Below are 16,712 nucleotides of genomic sequence, written 5' to 3'. Positions count from 1 at the left end.
GGGCGCAGCGCGCAAGCGGCACGCACACCCGCACGTCAACCGCTGCGTCGCTCTTCCTCGGCGACAATCGCGATCACCCTGTCGGTGTCCATTTCCGCGCGCGGGGCGATGCGGGCGATTTCGGCGGCGACCTTGGCCCAGTGATAGAATTCGGCTTTCGCGCCACGAACGCGTGCCCGGACCGCACGGCACTGCGCCTCATAGTAGGTGTTGGCCTCATGTTCCCGGGGTATACCGATGAAAACCCCGGCCAAGTCTTGCCGTCATGCGGCGAGCGCATCGAGGATCGGGCATTCCGGCACATCTTCGCCCGAGCATTGCGCCATGGTCCGGGACAGGAGCCGTTCGATGCGCCGGAGGTCGGCGATCTTGGCTCTGATTTCCGCCAGGTGCGGCTTCGTCCGTTCCTGGACTTCGGCACAGGTCTGGCTTTTGCGATCAACCAGGTGGAGCAAGCCGCGAATCTCATCAATGCCAAAGCCAAGTTCGCGGCTGCGCAGGACAAAGCGCAGGCGTCGCACGTGGGTCTCGTCATACAGGCGATATCCCTTGGAGGTGCGCGGCGGCTCCGGCATCAGGCCAATATTTTCATAGTAGCGGATGGTCTCGATGTTGCAGCCGGTGCGCTTGGAGAGCTGGCTACGCTGCAGCCCCTTCACCGGAACGTGTTCTGTCATGACGCAATTTCCCTCTTGAGCCTGTAGTTGCTACAGGAGTTATGTACCATGGGACCCAAGAATTGTCGTGAGGGTTTTGGATGATGAATGATGTACGTGAAGCGATTCAAAATCGACGATGGTCGTTGATGAAAGAAATCGGTGGCAACTCTCGGGAGGTTGCCAGTGATCGGGTTCGGAGTGAGGGCGGATTCGCAACGCTAAGCGTCATCGGCGCGTTCTTGGCATCGGCCTGTTGTGTGGTCCCCCTGCTCCTGGTGATGCTCGGCATCTCCGGCGCATGGATCGGAAACCTGACGATGCTCGAACCCTATAAGCCCTATATCGTGGCCGCGACGCTCGTGCCGCTGGGGCTTGGCTTATGGCAAGTCTATTTCAAGCCCAAGACCGTTTGCGAACCGGGTTCCTACTGCGCCCGTCCGCGCTCCGCCATCATCACCAAGACCGCGCTCTGGATCGCGACGGTCATCATCGTGCTCGCCATCACGATCGGCTGGTGGGCACCGCTGTTCTATTAGAGTAGGAGACAACACGTGAAACACTTGCCGAAAGCTATCTTCGCCGCACTTGCTCTCGGGACAAGCACGATGATTGCGTTGTCGTTAGTCAGCTCCGCTTCCGCCCAGTCGCCGTCAGAAGCAGTTGCCGTGGCAGAAAAGACGCAGACGTTTGCCATCGAGAACATGTCGTGCGCGTCGTGTCCGATCACGGTACGCTTGGCCATGGAAGGTGTTGCGGGAGTGAAATCGGTCAAGGTAGATTTCGAGGCCAAGACGGCGACGGTTGTCTACGACCCGTCGACCGCTACGGTCGCGGCTATTGCCGCTGCTTCCACCGATGCTGGCTATCCTGCCAAGGCGATCGGGAGTTAGACCCATGCATGACCGGTCCATACCTGGCTTCGGACTGGTTGGCGCTCTGATGTAGCATTGTGCTGGTTGGCGCTGCTCCTGCCGGCGCTGTAGGCGTGATCGGCGTGGGCGCACTCACAACAGCGGTCTACGGTCTATTGCCTGTTCTCATCATGATTGTTGCTGCAGCGGGTTACCTGCTGTGGCGACATCGGCCACGCGTCTATAACAGAAATCAGTAGGAGATTTTCATGTCCGACTGCTGCAAGTCAAAAAATAATTGCCGCTATGATCTGGCGGTGATCGGTGCCGGTTCCGCGGGGTTCTCGGCCGCGATCACGGCCGCTGAGCTGGGCGCGCAGGTCGCGCTCATTGGCCACGGCACGATCGGCGGCACTTGCGTCAATGTTGGCTGCGTGCCGTCGAAGACGATGATCCGCGCCGCCGAGGCGCTGCACGGTGCGCGCGCCGCGCATCGTTTTCCCGGCCTTGCCGGCGAGGCCAATGTGATTGACTGGGCAGGTCTCATCGCGGCCAAGGATGATCTGGTCACAACCCTGCGGCAGAAGAAATATATCGACCTGCTGCCCGAATATAACGGGATTGTCTATCTTGAGGGTCCTGCGCGCCTGAACGGACAGGGCGTATTCGTGAATGGCGCCGCGATCCCGGCCGGCAGGATCATCATCGCGACCGGTTCTTCGCCGGCCTTGCCCGATATTCCCGGCGTTGCGGAGGTTCCCTACCTCACCAGCACGACCGCGCTCGAATTAACCGACTTGCCGCGTTCGCTGCTAGTGATCGGCGGCGGCTATATCGGCTGCGAGCTCGCGCAGATGTTTGCCCGCGCGGGGGTGGAAGTGACACTCGTTACCCGTCGCCGCCTGCTGCCGGAGGCAGAGCCGGAGGTTTCTAAGGCCCTGACCGGCTATCTTCGTGACGAGGGCATCACCGTCCGCACCGATCTTGCCTATCGCAGGATCGCGCGGACCGATCGAGGTGTCGAGCTGACGATTGCCATCGGCGGGGCGGAGGAAGTGATCCCCGCCGAGGAGGTTCTTCTGACCACGGGGCGATCTCCGAACACCGATGCTCTCGGGCTAGCCGACGCGGGCGTGCGGCTGTCCGGCAATGGCGGCATCGTCGTCGACGAGCGGATGCGCACCTCAAGGCCTGGCGTCTACGCGGCGGGCGACGTGACCGGCCGTGACCAGTTCGTCTACATGGCGGCCTACGGCGCCAAGCTCGCGGCGAAAAACGCGCTGAACGGCGACAGCCTCGTCTATGATAACGCGGCCATGCCGTGGGTGACGTTCACTGATCCGCAGGTGACCGGTGTCGGCTTGACCGAGCGGGCGGCTCAGGCCACAGGCTTTACGACCAAGACCTCGATCGTCCCGCTCGACCAGGTACCGCGGGCGCTGGCTGCCCGCGACACGCGTGGGCTCATCAAACTGGTTGCCGATGCCGGGACCGACAGGTTGCTTGGCGGCCAGATCCTTGCGCCCGAGGGCGCAGACAGCATCCAGACGGTGGTGCTGGCCATCAAGCACGGCATGACGACCCGGGAACTGGGCGAGACGATCTTTCCCTATCTCACCACGGTCGAAGGGCTGAAGCTTGCCGCGCAGGGCTTCGGCAAGGACGTGGCGAAGCTCTCCTGCTGCGCCGGATAGGAAGGAATAATGGAACGCCGTCACGCATCCCCTCCACGACTAGCTTGAAAAGGCCTTCGTCAGAACCGGCGGCACTCTTCGTGAAAAGGGCTGTGAATGTAACCGCTGCCACTCCACATAAGGCCAGGCAGTCGAGGAGCCCAAAACAAACCTGAAACTGTTCGTCTGGAAGAGTGTGAATGCGGTCTAACAGCCGCAACCGATCGAAAGAGGAAAACATGGGCAATACCGGAAGGTTCAATCTGATTGTGATCGGAGGTGGTACGGGTGGAAACGGTGTCGCTCGGATGGCCGCCAACGCTGGCTGGACGGTTGCCAGCATCGACAGCCTGCCCTTCGGCGGCACTTGTGCGTTGCGGGGCTGCGATCCCAAAAAGATGCTGATCGCCGTGACCGAGGGGGTCGAATGGGCCCGCAACCTCGACGGCAAGGGGCTGGTGGCACAGACCTCCGTCAACTGGCCGGACATGATCGCCTTCAAGCGCACGTTTACCGATGCGATGCCCGACCGCATCGAAGGCGGACTGGACAAAGCCGGTATTACAGTGTTGCACGGCGAGGCACGCTTCACCGGGCGTGACAAGATCGAGGTCAGTGGCGAAGTCCTATCGGCACGACACTTTCATATCGCCACCGGCGCCCGGCCAATGACGCTGAACATCCCCGGCGAGGAATTGCTGGCGACCAGTACCGATTTCCTCGCGTTGCCGGAACGGCCCGACAGGGTGGTGTTCGTTGGCGGCGGATTCATCGCGATGGAATTCGCCCATATCGCCAAGCGTGCGGGGGCGCGCGAAGTGACGGTTCTGGAAATGATGGAGCGGCCGCTGGGGAATTTTGATCCGGACCTTGTCGCGATCTTGTCCGAAGCCACGGCCGATCTCGGCGTCGATCTGCGGACTGAGGCCAAGGTTCTCAAGATCGAGAAGAATGGCACAGGTTTTACAGTCGCTTACGAGACGCCGACAGGCGTTGAGACCGTCGACTGCGATCTAGTGGTTCACGCAACCGGTCGCGTCCCCAATATCGACCATCTCAACCTCGAAGCCGCAGGCGTTGAGTATAGCCGCATGGGCATCAAGGTCAGCCCCTTCATGCGCACCACCAACCCCGCAATCTTCGCCGCCGGCGATTGTGCGGACAGTGGCCCGATGCTGACCCCCGTCTCAGCCAACGAAGGCCGGATCGCGGCTAAGAACCTGCTCGCCGGCAAGGACGAGCGGGAGGTGAATTATCCACCGATCCCGAGCGTCGTCTTCACACTGCCGCAACTGGCCTCAGTCGGACTTTCAGAAGCTGCAGCACGCGAGGAGGGATTGGATTTCGACACCTATTTCGACAAAACCGCAGGCTGGTATTCATCGCTGCGCGTCGGCGCCAAGCACACCGCCTACAAGGTTCTGGTCGAAAAGGGGACCGGAAAGATCCTGGGTGCCCACCTGATCGGCCCCGGCGCCGAGGAGCAGATCAACCTCTTCGCGATGGCGATGGCCGCAGGCCTGACCGCGAACCAGATAAAGGGCCTCATCTTCGCCTATCCGAGCTTTGCATCCGACATCAGTTCGATGATTTAGGAAGAACGGGCACATGTTTCCTGAAACTGTCGATGCGAACGTCGAGCTGATTGGCTACGACTACGACTCCGCGCGTTGCAAGTGATCACGCAAGATCACGTCTTCAACGACCAGGAGGAAAGCCGGTTCAAACCGGAGGAACGAGAGGCCGCACAGATGCCGGGATCCGAGAAATTCGCTTGTGTGGGCAGTGACGGTTCGACCCCGACGTGATACTCAGCAGAATGCTAGAGGTGGCCGGTTCTCTGGTAGGTTTGCTCAGCATGCGCAGCCGGTCGAAGCGCAACAGATTCGTGACAATCCAGCGCCGTGAGGATGCACGGATGCAGTCAGCAAGGAGATTCCAGACCGTGTACGTGCCGACCTTGGGAAGGTTTCGATTACGCCGTTGGGCACCGTAGCGGTCAAGATGATATCTGGGAAAGTCATCGGGACCAATGCCGATCAAAGACCGGGCTTCTCCGGCGGCACATACCCTTGAAACATCTCGTCATGGGATGATCGCGTATTCCTGAAAGTAGATTCGGCTGCCGACTGACGGATGCGGACGAGCGTGACTATTCACCCTCCCACAGTGACAATGATCAGCGGGAGCCCTCGCGAAGCCAGTGTTGCGCTCGCTGCTCAGACGCCGACAAACCGATCGATCATGAAGGAGAGGCGGCCCTGAACCGCCCTTCGCGTGTTCATCCGGCCGAGCGCCCCTATTCGCGATTACCCAGGAACTGCAACAGGAACATGAACAGATTTATGAAGTCCAGATAGAGCCTGAGGGCGCCCATGATCGCTTTGCGGCCCGCCACCAGCGTATCGTCGCCTTCCCAGTACATCTCCTTGATTTGCTGCGTATCGTAGGCTGTCAGGCCTGCAAAGATCAGAACGCCGATTGCGGAGATGGCGAACTGCAGCGCCGAAGACGCCAGGAAAATGTTGACGATCATCGCCAGAATGAGGCCGATCAGGCCCATGAACAGAAACGAGCCCATGCCGCTCAGGTCGCGTTTCGTCGAATAGCCCCAGAGCGATAGCGCGCCGAACGAGGCGGCCGTGATGAAGAACACGCGCACGATACTCTCGCCAGTGTAGACGAGAAAGATCGAAGCGAGAGACAGGCCCATGACCGCAGCGAAAGCCCAAAAGGTCGTCTGCGCTGCCGAGACCGTCATCTTTTGAATGCGGGCGCTCAAGAAGAATACGAAGCCGAGCGGCGCAAGCATGACCATCCACCGCAATGGACTGGCGAAGATGAGCTGTCCGAACCCGGTGAGCTGCCCGCTGGAAACGGCCATCTGAGCGGTCGCGAATGCGGCCACGCCGGTGATTGCGAGGCCCAGCGCCATCAGGTTGTACACCCTGATCATATACGCGCGCAGGCCCTCGTCGATTGCCGCTTCGGTGCGAGCGCTCGCCGGTGCGGGGGTCGCTTGGATATTGCGAAGGTCAGCCATAGTTTCCCCTACTGCTGCTTTCCCGTCCGGTGTAGGGCGCAAGAGAGTTTCACGCGCCTGCGGGCCACTGGCGGGCGATGTCACATAAACCTGAGCATGGACGCACCGGGCCCTGCGGCGGCTCGATCAGGTGCCGATGGTTACAGCGTTCCATTCCGCCATGGCCTGGAGGCGATGACGGCGGATGCCGAGAGCAGAGCGTTGTGAGCGGGGCGGGACGAAAAGGTTGCGAAAGGCGGAGAAGATCGAGATGAAATGCTGTAGGCTCCCCGGCGATCGGAACCCCTGCATTGAGCGTTCTCGTTTTCGCAGCGGCACGTGCGAATTCTCCGCACGGTTGTTCAAGCCCTTGTGCGAGCGGTGCTCGATCTGCGGCATCACCTGCCGCTTGGCTGCTCCGTAGGAGCGGAGCTTGTCGGTGATCATGCGCTTCGGTGCGAGCCCCTGCTTCTTCAGCAGCCGCGTCAGCAAGCGCTTGGCGGCCTTGGTGTTGCGCCGGGTCTGGACGATCTCATCGAGCACATAGCCATCCTGGTCGACGGCACGCCACAGCCAATGTTTCTTGCCGGCGATCGTGATGGCGACCTCGTCGAGGTACCAGATATCATTGCGGTCCGGCTGCTTGCGGCGCAGGCGCCCAGCATAGTCCGGCCCGAACTTCCGGCCCCAGCGGCGGATCGTCTCATAGGAAACGACGATGCCGCGCTCCAAAAGCATTTCCTCGACATGACGCAGGCTCAGCGGAAACCGATAATACAGCCAAACCGCATGGGCGATGATTTCGGCAGGAAAGCGGTGACGCTTGTAGCTGATGGCGGACGTACTCATGCTCGCGCCTCTACACCGCAAGGCGCTGACCGGAAGTTAACGTGACATCGCCCGCAGAAGTTGTCTTGAAGGCCCAACAGGTCACACTCGACCGCGTCGGCTTCTTCATCAACAAAGCGCACTTCTACGATCGTCACAGAGACCACTTGAACGAACGCCAGGCCAAGGCCATCGCTCGCCTGTTTCGGGAAGGCCCTGGCGGTTTCGAAGGCGGCCTCAGCGCCAACAACTATCTCAAGATCACCGGAACTTCACGCGCAACCGCAACCCGCGATCTGCAGGACCTGGTCGAAAAAGGTGCGCTCAGCCGAACCGGTGAGCGACGCCATACGAGGTCCTGGCTAATACTCTCAGAAACAACGACATCGAAGGTGTCGGCGTGACCCGAAAGAACACAGATCGAGCGGAACAAGGAACTGGATCTGAAGTCCCCTTAAAGAATCCGCTTTCCAACTGTGGATCAGGTTGAAACGGGGCCGCCCAAAGGAATGTGATTGAATTCTTCAATGGAAGAATGGAAGGTAAGTCATTATCCGCGAGGAGATGCCCGATGGGTGATGATGCCGCGAAACTTTCGAACCTAAATTTGAAGATCACCGAGGATGAGCGGTGGGCCTTCAAGGAACTCTGTGTCCGGCACCGGATGAGTCAGGTCGACGGCTTCCGTTTGGCAGCACGATTATTGGAACAGCACCTTGAGACGAAAACGAATAGCAGTGAAGGCGCATAGATGAGTACCCAGACGACGAACACCTCCTTCGCCGATTTCATCTGGAAGAACGCGGACGACCTCTGGGGGAACTTCAAGCACGTCGATTTCGGCAAGGTAATTCTGCCTTTCACCCTGCTGCGCCGCCTGGAATGCGTGCTGGAACCGACCCGGGATCAAGTGCGCGAAACCGTCAAGACGATGAAGGACAGCCCGATCGACCTGGGCGTGATCCTGCGGACCCAGACCGGCTACCCGTTCTACAACACCTCGAATTACGATCTGCGCAGCCTCGGCGCGACCCGGACCCGCCAGAACCTCGAGGATTACATCGCCTCCTTCTCCGACAACGCCCGGGTTATCTTCGAACAGTTCGACTTCGCCAACACGCTGGCCCGGATGGACAAGGCCGGGGTCCTCTACAAGATCTGTCAGAACTTCGCCGCCATCGACCTGCACCCGGACGCGGTTCCGGAACGGGTCATGTCCAACGTCTATGAACACCTGATCCGGCGTTTCGGCGCCGAGGTGAACGAGGCGGCCGAGGACTTCATGACCCCGCGCGATGTGGTCCATCTGGCCATCGAGCTGCTGCTCGACCCGGATGACCAGATGTTCATCGACAACCCGGGGCTCATCCGGACCCTCTATGACCCCACCTGCGGCACCGGCGGTTTTCTGTCCGACGGGATGGAGCACGTGAATGCCCTGCGCGACCGCTACTCCATCGCTCCGGTCATCGTGCCCTACGGTCAGGAGCTCGAACCGGAGACCCACGCAGTCTGCCTCGCCTCGATGCTGCTCAAGACCGTCGAGTCCGATCCGGGCCGCGACCTGTCGAAGAACATCAAGCTCGGCAGCACCCTGTCCGACGACAAGCTCGCGAACGAGCGGTTCCATTACTGCGTCTCGAATCCGCCCTTCGGCAAGAAATGGGAGATGGACCAGGCCGCCGTGGTCCGGGAACATCAGGAAAAGGGGTTCGAGGGCCGCTTCGGCCCCAAGCTGCCGCGCGTCAGCGACGGGTCGATGCTGTTCCTCCTCCACCTTCTCAGCAAGCTGGAGACGCCGGAGCGCGGCGGCGGGCGGGCGGCGATCGTCCTGTCCGGCTCGCCCCTGTTCAACGGGAACGCGGGGCAAGGGGAATCCGAGATCCGGCGCTACCTGCTGGAGGAGGACGTGGTCGAGGCGATCATCGCGCTTCCGACCGAGATCTTCTTCCGGACTGGGATCGGCACCTACATCTGGCTCCTGTCCAACAAGAAGCCGGCCGCCCGAAAGGGCAAGGTCCAGCTGATCGACGCGACCACGCTCTATGAGCCAATGCGCAAGAGCGAGGGCAACAAGCGGCGCCGGGTCGGGGATGACCAGATCCGGCAGATCGTCCAGATGTATTCCGACTTCGCACCGACGAAGGAGAGCCGCCTGTTCGACAGCCGCGACTTCGGCTACCGGCGCGTCAAGGTCCTGCGCCCGTTGCGGAAAAAGATCGTGATCTCGGCCGAGGGGCTTGCGGCGCTGGCGGATGAAACCGCCTGGGGCAAGCTCACGCCCGAAGTGCAGACCGCCTGGACCGCGCTCTTCGAGGCGGACATGGGCGAGGCGCATGGCTGGCAGCGGTTCGAGGCCTGGGTCAAGAACGCGGTCAAACGCGACGCCGGGCTGGGGAAGGTGAACGCCGCCCTGATCAAGGCGTTCCAGAAGGCGTTCGGCGTGCGCGACCCGGACCTCGATCCGGTGCGCGACAAGAAGGGTGAGATCATCCCCGATGACGACCTGACGGATTTCGAAAACATCCCCCTCGGCACGGACATCCGGGACTACATGGCGCAGGAGGTTCTGCCCCATGCGCACGACGCCTATGTGGATGAGACGTTCCGCGACGAATACGACGGCCAAGTGGGCATCGTGGGGTATGAGATCAACTTCAACCGCTACTTCTATGAATACCAGCCGCCCCGCGATCTGAAGGACATCGACGCCGAGCTGAAGGCGGTTGAGGCGGAAATCGCGGCGGTGCTGGCGGAGGTGACGGAATGAGTTACCGGCGCCATGCCCAGGTGAAACCCAGCGAAATCGAATGGGTTGATCAGATTCCGGTTGATTGGGAGGCAAAACGCCTCCGCTTCGTTGCCGACATTTCCAACAGCAATGTCGACAAAAAAGCATACGACGATCAGGTATCGGTCCGGCTCTGCAACTATACCGACGTCTATTACAACGAAGTCATAACCCCCGATCTCGATTTCATGGAAGCAACCGCCTCGCAAGCGGAGATCAAGAAGTGCGGGCTCCGTGCCGGTGACGTGATCATCACGAAGGATTCAGAGGACCCTCGGGATATTGGCGTTCCTGCCTTTGTGCAGGAGGACATGCCGGGCGTCGTGTGTGGATATCACCTGTCGATCATCAGGACGTCTGACCCGATTACGGCGGAGTACATTCAGTTCTCTATCATGTCCCACCTCAACAAGGCGCGGCTTTACGTTGACACCCCCGGGGTGACCCGGTTCGGGTTGGATCAGGACACGATCAAGAACATCCTCGTCCTGCTTCCTCCCTCGGATGAAAGACGGCAGATTGTTCGTCGGCTCCGCTCGGAAACTGCCGAGATTGACGGCCTGATCGAGAAGAAGACCCGGTTCATCGCGCTGCTGAAGGAAAAGCGGGCGGCCGTGATCACCCATGCGGTGACGAAGGGCATCGACCCGGACGCGCCGATGAAGGACTCGGGCGTAGACTGGCTGGGCCGCGTGCTCGCCCATTGGGATATCCTGCGCATCGCGGCCCTGTTCCGCGAGGTATCGCGCCCGGCTGACCCGGTACTGCCGGTTCTGTCCGTGTCCATCCACGACGGTGTGACGGATGGGGAACTGGCGGACGAGGACCGGGACCGCAAGGTCGCCCTCAGCGAAGACCGGACCAAATATCAGGGCGTCGCGCCCGGTGATCTGGTCTACAACATGATGCGCGCATGGCAGGGCGCGTTCGGGGCCGTCACGGTCAAGGGATTGGTCAGCCCCGCCTATGTAGTCGCGGCCCCTGTCACCACGTTCCGGACCAAGTTCATCGAACACCTTCTTCACACCAAGAGTGCGGCCGAGGAAATCCGCCGGTTCTCGCGCGGCATCGCTGATTTCCGGATGCGGCTCTACTGGGATCATTTCCGGACGCTGAAGGTGTGCCTGCCTCCGCTGGCGGAACAGGACCGCATCCTGTCGGAGATCGATACCGAAACCGCCCGCATCGACGGCCTGATCTCCCTGACCGAGCGTAGCATCGACCTCCTCCGCGAGAAGCGCGCGGCCCTGATCACCGCTGCCGTGACCGGCAAGATTGACGTTAGGGCGGCGGCATGACTTTTGGCGCGGACCGGTCGGTTTCTTATTGCTTTGGTAGGTTTCCTGCTCTATCTAATGGCTCAACAAGACCCGCCACGCCTCGGACGGAACCTCGGTTTCGCACTGCGCACCCCGGCGGGTTACTTGTTTTCAGGGTATCGCTTTCGCGGCACAGGAGTGCCGCATGAAGTTCGAAAAACACGCCGTTTCCGTCCCGAATCAGATCGAACTCCTCAAACGTCGCGGCATGACTGTCGGGGACGAAGCCCAGGCACAGCACTACCTGAACTTCATCTCCTACTATCGGCTGAGGGCCTACTGGCTGCCCTTCGAGGTGCCCGCGGCGATCAACGGTGATCACGCCTTTCGTGACGGGACAACCTTCGAGGATGTGCTGACACTCTATATCTTCGACCGTGAACTGCGGCTGCTGGTCCTGGACGCCATCGAGCGGGTCGAAGTGGCCCTGCGCGCGCAATGGGCGCATCACATGGCCATGACCTATGGCCCCCATGGCTATCTCGAACAGGGCCACTATGCCCACATCGGGCGTCATGCCTCCGCCGTTGCCGAGTTGAACAAGGAATTCAGCCGCTCACGCGACACCTTCGCGACCCACTATCGCGACAAATACACCTCGCCCAAGCTGCCGCCGGTCTGGATGGCGGCAGAGGTCATGTCATTCGGTTTGCTGTCGAAATTCTACAGTGACCTGAAACTGCGCGGCGATAGAAACGCTATCGCAGCCCCCTTCGCGCTGGACGAAAAGGTCGTCACGTCTTTCGCCCATCATATCAGCCATGTCCGTAACATCTGCGCCCACCATGGAAGGCTGTGGAACAAGCGCTTCACGGTGAAGATGACAGTTCCGAAATACCCCGCCAAGCTGCCCGTCGCCATGCGGGATGCCGATCCGCGCTACCTGCACAACACACTGGTGATGCTCGATTACCTTTTGGCCCTGATCGCACCAGACAATGAGTGGAAACAGCGCCTTGTTGCACTGATCGACGGTTGTCCGTTGGCCGATCCTGCTAGCATGGGCTTTCCGGCGGATTGGCGCGCAAGAGCGGTATGGAAGGTATGAGGATGCCGGTTTCTGCCCAAATGAAGCTGGCAAGACTTGTGAAAGAGGTGCCCGCATGACCACCGGCGAAACCTTTGGCCGGACTATCCAGCTTTTCCTGGTCGACGGGAAACCCACGGGCTTGCGCAAGGCGACGATCCACGGCTGGACGGGTCTCTTGTTTGTCAGCGGCGCCTCAGCTTTCGGCGATCTGACAGCCCGGTCCGAGGTGGACCGGACCGGGGTTTACATCCTGTCCGGCCCGGACCCCGACAAGCCCGGCGTAACCCGAGTCTATATCGGGTCGGGGAACTCCGTAGCGGAACGGATCGAACAGAGCGCGAAGAAGCGCGATTTCTGGGAAACCGCGATCACCGTCACCACCAGCGACGACGACCTGTCGAAGGGGCACGCCGAATACCTCGAGGCCCGGCTTATCCGTGTTACCACGCAGGCAGGCCGGGTGACGCTGGACAACGGGACCCAACCCGACACCGACCGCCGCCGCCTGCCCGAAGCGGATGTCGCGAACATGGAGCAATTTCTCGCGAACCTTCGGATCATCCTGCCAGTGATTGGGCTCGACATGCTGAAACCTCAGCCGCGCGCCGTGACGCAGGTCGCGAAACCGGCTGATGATAGGACCGCCGAAGAGGTCCATTTCGAAATCCGCCACAAGAGCGGCGTCCAGGCGACCGCCGTCGAAGAGGACGGTGAGTTCGTGGTGCTGGAAGGGTCCGAGGCCCTGATCGGGACCGGGTATGTCCAGCAGAGCTATGGCGGGTTGAAGGACAAGATGATCGCCGAGGGCGCCTTGGTGCCGCACGCGAAGGACCGGATGCGCTTCGCAAAACCCTGGCCGTTCAGCAGCCCCTCGGCCGCCGCAGCGGTGGTGCTGGACCGGAACAGCAACGGGCGGCTGGAGTGGAAGGTCCGGGGATCGAAGCTGAATTATCACGAGTGGCAGCAGGCGCAGGCCGGCGGTACGGAGGTGACGGAATGAGCGACCTGCATCACGAGAAGCACCTCGAGTCCTACATTGTCCAGAAGCTCGCAGCCGCAGGCTGGCTGGTCGGCACGACCGACGCCTATGACGCGGACCGCGCCATTTATCCAGAGGATCTCGAACAGTGGCTGCGCGCCACCCAGCCCCAGAAATGGGACCGGATCCAGGCCATGAACGGTGACAAGACCCTGCAGGTAATCATGGACCGGCTGGAGACGGCCCTGGAAAAGCAAGGGATGGTCCAGACGCTGCGCCGAGGCTTCTCGATCGCGGGCGCGGGGCATCTGGACCTGTCTGAAGCGGCCCCGGAGGACCAGAGGAACGATGCCGTCCTGCACCGCTATGGGTCGAACCGGCTACGGGTCGTGCCGCAGCTGAAATATCACGCGGGCCGCGAGCTCGCCATAGACCTCGTCCTGCTCCTGAACGGTCTGCCGCTGGCCACAGTCGAGCTGAAGACGGACTTCACCCAGTCGGTCGAACACGCGAAGGCGCAGTACCGCAAGGACCGGCTCCCGGTCGACCCGGTCACAAAACGCAAGCACCCGCTTCTGACGCAGCATCGCGGCGCGGTCGTCCATTTCGCAATGTCCGACAGCGAGATCTGGATGACCACGAAGCTCGCGGGCGACGACACCTTCTTCCTGCCCTTCAACAAGGGCGACAACGGCCGCGCCGGAAACCCGGCCCGGGCCGACGGGGAATACCCGGTCGCCTATTTCTGGGAGGAGATCTGTCAGCCCGACGCGTTCCTGCGGATCTTCCATAGCTTTGTCTATGTCGAGAAGAAGAACGTGGTGGACTTGAAGGGGAACTGGTCGGTCAAGGAGACCCTGATCTTCCCCCGGTTCCACCAGTTCGACGCGGTCAACAAGATGATCGGCGACGCGAAGGCGAAGGGCCCGGGGCACCCCTACCTGTGCGAGCACAGCGCCGGGTCCGGAAAGACCTCCACCATCGCCTGGACGGCGCATGACCTGGTGAAGCTGCGCCGGGACGACGGGACGCCGATCTTCGACACGGTGATCATCGTGACGGACCGGAACGTGCTGGACGGGCAGCTGCAGGACGCGGTCCAGCAGATCGACCACCAGAAGGGGCTGATCGCGGCGATCGACCGGGAGACCTCGTCGAAGTCGAAGAGCGAACAGCTGAGCAAGGCGATGCTGAAGGGCACCCCGATCATCGTGGTGACCATCCAGACCTTTCCCTTCGCGATGGAGGCGATCCTGACCGAAAAGTCTCTCCGGGACCGGAACTTCGCGGTGATCATCGACGAGGCGCACAATTCCCAGACCGGAAACACGGCCTCGAAACTGCAGGCAACGCTGGCCCTGTCAGCCAAGCAGGATATGTCGGAGATGACGGTCGAGGACATCCTTCTGGAGGTCCAGCGGTCTCGGAAACGGCCGGCGAACGTGTCCCATTTCGCCTTCACGGCGACCCCGAAACATTCGACCATGATGCTGTTCGGACGGCCGACGGACCCGACGAGGCCCGCGGCGGACGACAACCTCCCGGCCTCGTTCCACAAATACGAGATGCGCCAGGCGATCGAGGAAGGGTTCATCCTCGACGTGCTTCGCGGCTACGTCCCCTACAAGACGGCCTTCAACCTCGGGCAGGAGATCGTCGAGGAGAAGCGGGTCGACGGGAAGGCAGCAAAGCGGGCCTTGGCGAAGTGGATGACGCTGCATCCGACGAACGTCACACAGAAGGTTCGGTTCATCATCGAGCACTTTTCAAAGAACGTGGCCCACCTGCTGGACGGGAAAGCGAAGGCCATGGTGGTCACCAGCTCCCGGGCCTCTGCAGTCCGGTACAAGCGGGCGTTCGACGCCTTCATTGCGGCGAACCCGGAATACGGGAACATCCGGACCCTCGTCGCCTTTTCGGGCAAACTGACCGGGCGAGAGGTCATGCACCCGAATGACGACCTGTTGCAGGGGGATGCGTTCGTCGTTGAGGAGGATGCGGAGTTCACCGAGGCGAACATGAACCCTGACGCGGGCGGCAAGGACCTGCGCCACGTCTTCGACCGGCCGGAATACCGGATCATGCTGGTGGCGAACAAGTTCCAGACCGGATTCGACCAGCCGAAGCTAGTCGCGATGTATGTAGACAAGAAGATTGCGAACGCGGTCGAGATCGTCCAGACCTTCTCTCGTCTGAACCGGACCTTTCCCGGGAAGGACCAGACCTTCATCATCGACTTCATCAACGACCCGGAAGTGGTTCGGGCCGCTTTCGCCCAGTATGACCGGGGCGCCAAGATCGAGGAGGTGCAGGACCTCAACGTCATCTATGACCTGAAGGAGTTCCTCGACGATCAGGGGGTCTATGACGAGACACACGTCCTCGACTTCCAGAAGGCCCGGTTTCGGACAGCGACCGCCGCCGCCAGCGGCACGGATGACGAGGCAGCGCACAAGGCGATGTACGCCGCGACGCAGGAACCGACCGACGCCTATAACCATCGGCTCACGGAGCTTCGAAACCGGGCCACAGAGGCCGAGAACGCCTGGCAGAAGGCGAAAGCGGTCGGGAACGAGGACGGGATGAAGCGCGCCGATCACGAGCGCGAACAGTTCGAGACAGCGATCGTGTCGCTGACGGATTTCAAGGCAGGCCTGTCCCGGTTCGGCCGCCTTTACGCCTATGTCGCTCAGCTGATCGATCTCGGTGACCCAGACCTTGAGGTCTTCGCCGCTTTCTCCAAGCTGCTCGCGAACCGTTTGGACGGGGTGCCCGCTTCCGAGATCGACCTGCACGGGATCGCGCTGACTGGCTATGACATCTTGGAGCGAGAGGAGCCTAAGGACGGGGAGGATGAGGAGCCGCCGACCCTCGACCCGGTGAAGGGCGGTGGCGGCGGTAGGCGGCCTGGAGCGCTCCCGGTCTACATGCAGGAGCTGATCGAGCGCCTGAACAGCCTCTTCGGAGAGGCTAGCCCGCTCGAGGACCAGGTCGCTTTCGTGAACCAGGTCGCCGCGATTACCCGCCAGAACCCGGTTGTGATGGCCCAGATCGACAAGAACAGTAAGGATCAAGCGATGAAGGGGAACCTGCCTGGCGCGGTGCAGGCGGCAGTGGTCCGGGCCATGTCCTCGCATAGCGCACTCGCCACGCTTCTCCTTAGCAAGGATCGGCAGGCCCTGCCGATCCTTGAAGGGGTGATCTACGAGATCCTAAAGCGAGGCGAGACGTTGGACCTTTCTCCCGATTGATCCTGCAGAACTCTTGATGGCGATGTCCGCTCGAGCGTCTGGACGACATCCTCGCCGCGATAGGAGAAGCGCGGATCGACCGCTGGGCAATAGCGGGAATGAGTGTCGACAATGGTCAGGACACGAAGCTTCTTGCCGGTCGCGAGCTGGTCATGGACAAAATCCATGGCCCACACATCGTTCGGTCCGATGGCCTCTTGGCGATCCTCCCTGAGCTTGACCTTCACCCGTCGCTTGGGGTGCCTGTTCCTGAGCTGTAGTCCCAACTCATTGTAAATCCTACGGGGGCGATGTCACATAAACCTGAGC

14 protein-coding genes and 2 pseudogenes are annotated in these 16,712 nt (G+C 61.2%); 11 read left to right on the top strand and 5 right to left on the bottom strand.

Annotation, left to right across the window (positions count from 1 at the left end):
* Nucleotides 1-35: 35 nt before the first annotated feature.
* Together P2W41_RS18465 and P2W41_RS18460 are read right to left on the bottom strand one after the other, a co-directional pair.
* The gene (locus tag P2W41_RS18465; RefSeq protein WP_223006704.1) at nucleotides 36-254 is read right to left on the bottom strand and encodes a hypothetical protein; all 219 of its coding nucleotides are present in this window, start codon (nucleotides 252-254) and stop codon (nucleotides 36-38) included.
* Between the two features lie 9 nt (nucleotides 255-263).
* Nucleotides 264-677 carry a helix-turn-helix domain-containing protein gene (locus tag P2W41_RS18460; RefSeq protein WP_223006705.1) on the bottom strand — a complete coding sequence of 138 codons (414 nt, stop codon included), beginning with the start codon at nucleotides 675-677 and terminating at the stop codon, nucleotides 264-266.
* A 128-nt stretch (nucleotides 678-805) separates the two neighbouring features.
* On the opposite strand from P2W41_RS18460, the gene P2W41_RS18455 reads away from it, so the two are divergent.
* The 4 genes from P2W41_RS18455 (at nucleotide 806) to P2W41_RS18440 (ending at nucleotide 4,778) form a co-directional block, all read left to right on the top strand.
* The gene (locus tag P2W41_RS18455) at nucleotides 806-1,195 is read left to right on the top strand and encodes a mercuric transporter MerT family protein (protein ID WP_223006706.1); all 390 of its coding nucleotides are present in this window, start codon (nucleotides 806-808) and stop codon (nucleotides 1,193-1,195) included.
* Nucleotides 1,196-1,324: 129 nt separating this feature from the next.
* Nucleotides 1,325-1,549, top strand: coding sequence for a heavy-metal-associated domain-containing protein (locus P2W41_RS18450; protein WP_404935038.1), 225 nt, complete (start codon nucleotides 1,325-1,327; stop codon nucleotides 1,547-1,549).
* 230 nt (nucleotides 1,550-1,779) lie between these two features.
* A complete protein-coding gene (merA, locus tag P2W41_RS18445; RefSeq protein ID WP_223006707.1) occupies nucleotides 1,780-3,204 on the top strand; it encodes a mercury(II) reductase in 1,425 nt (474 codons plus the stop codon).
* 218 nt (nucleotides 3,205-3,422) lie between these two features.
* Nucleotides 3,423-4,778 (top strand): NAD(P)/FAD-dependent oxidoreductase, encoded by a 1,356-nt coding sequence (locus tag P2W41_RS18440; protein WP_223006708.1) that lies wholly within the window; start codon nucleotides 3,423-3,425, stop codon nucleotides 4,776-4,778.
* Between the two features lie 704 nt (nucleotides 4,779-5,482).
* Here P2W41_RS18440 and P2W41_RS18435 read toward each other — a convergent pair.
* Nucleotides 5,483-6,226 carry a Bax inhibitor-1/YccA family protein gene (locus P2W41_RS18435; protein ID WP_223006709.1) on the bottom strand — a complete coding sequence of 248 codons (744 nt, stop codon included), beginning with the start codon at nucleotides 6,224-6,226 and terminating at the stop codon, nucleotides 5,483-5,485.
* 126 nt (nucleotides 6,227-6,352) lie between these two features.
* Entirely contained in the window at nucleotides 6,353-7,054 is a 702-nt protein-coding gene (locus tag P2W41_RS18430; protein ID WP_223006710.1) for an IS6 family transposase, read from the bottom strand.
* Between the two features lie 53 nt (nucleotides 7,055-7,107).
* Here P2W41_RS18430 and P2W41_RS18425 point away from each other — a divergent pair.
* The 7 genes and pseudogenes from P2W41_RS18425 to P2W41_RS18395 all read left to right on the top strand — a co-directional run.
* Nucleotides 7,108-7,437, top strand: a pseudogene (locus tag P2W41_RS18425) (DUF4172 domain-containing protein); the annotation flags it as partial.
* A 167-nt stretch (nucleotides 7,438-7,604) separates the two neighbouring features.
* Complete coding sequence (locus P2W41_RS18420; RefSeq protein WP_018001757.1) at nucleotides 7,605-7,784, top strand: hypothetical protein; 180 nt, start codon at nucleotides 7,605-7,607, stop codon at nucleotides 7,782-7,784.
* Nucleotides 7,785-9,803 (top strand): class I SAM-dependent DNA methyltransferase, encoded by a 2,019-nt coding sequence (locus P2W41_RS18415; RefSeq protein ID WP_223006711.1) that lies wholly within the window; start codon nucleotides 7,785-7,787, stop codon nucleotides 9,801-9,803.
* Complete coding sequence (locus P2W41_RS18410) at nucleotides 9,800-11,122, top strand: restriction endonuclease subunit S (protein WP_223006712.1); 1,323 nt, start codon at nucleotides 9,800-9,802, stop codon at nucleotides 11,120-11,122. Before P2W41_RS18415 ends, P2W41_RS18410 begins: the two co-directional genes overlap by 4 nt.
* Nucleotides 11,123-11,288: 166 nt before the next feature.
* Complete coding sequence (locus tag P2W41_RS18405; RefSeq protein ID WP_223006713.1) at nucleotides 11,289-12,191, top strand: Abi family protein; 903 nt, start codon at nucleotides 11,289-11,291, stop codon at nucleotides 12,189-12,191.
* A 55-nt stretch (nucleotides 12,192-12,246) separates the two neighbouring features.
* Entirely contained in the window at nucleotides 12,247-13,173 is a 927-nt protein-coding gene (locus P2W41_RS18400; protein ID WP_223006714.1) for a GIY-YIG nuclease family protein, read from the top strand.
* Complete coding sequence (locus P2W41_RS18395; protein WP_223006715.1) at nucleotides 13,170-16,403, top strand: type I restriction endonuclease subunit R; 3,234 nt, start codon at nucleotides 13,170-13,172, stop codon at nucleotides 16,401-16,403. Before P2W41_RS18400 ends, P2W41_RS18395 begins: the two co-directional genes overlap by 4 nt.
* Here P2W41_RS18395 and P2W41_RS18390 read toward each other — a convergent pair.
* Nucleotides 16,391-16,693, bottom strand: a pseudogene (locus P2W41_RS18390) (DDE-type integrase/transposase/recombinase); the annotation flags it as partial. The gene P2W41_RS18395 and the pseudogene P2W41_RS18390 sit on opposite strands and share 13 nt — an antisense overlap.
* Between the last annotated feature and the right edge of the window lie 19 nt (nucleotides 16,694-16,712).

Origin of the sequence: Nitratireductor sp. L15S-10, from assembly GCF_045011005.1 — a bacterium.
Taxonomy (GTDB): domain Bacteria; phylum Pseudomonadota; class Alphaproteobacteria; order Rhizobiales; family Rhizobiaceae; genus Nitratireductor.
The sequence above is the reverse complement of the archived record's forward strand: the minus strand, read 5'-3'. Positions and strand labels throughout refer to the sequence as shown.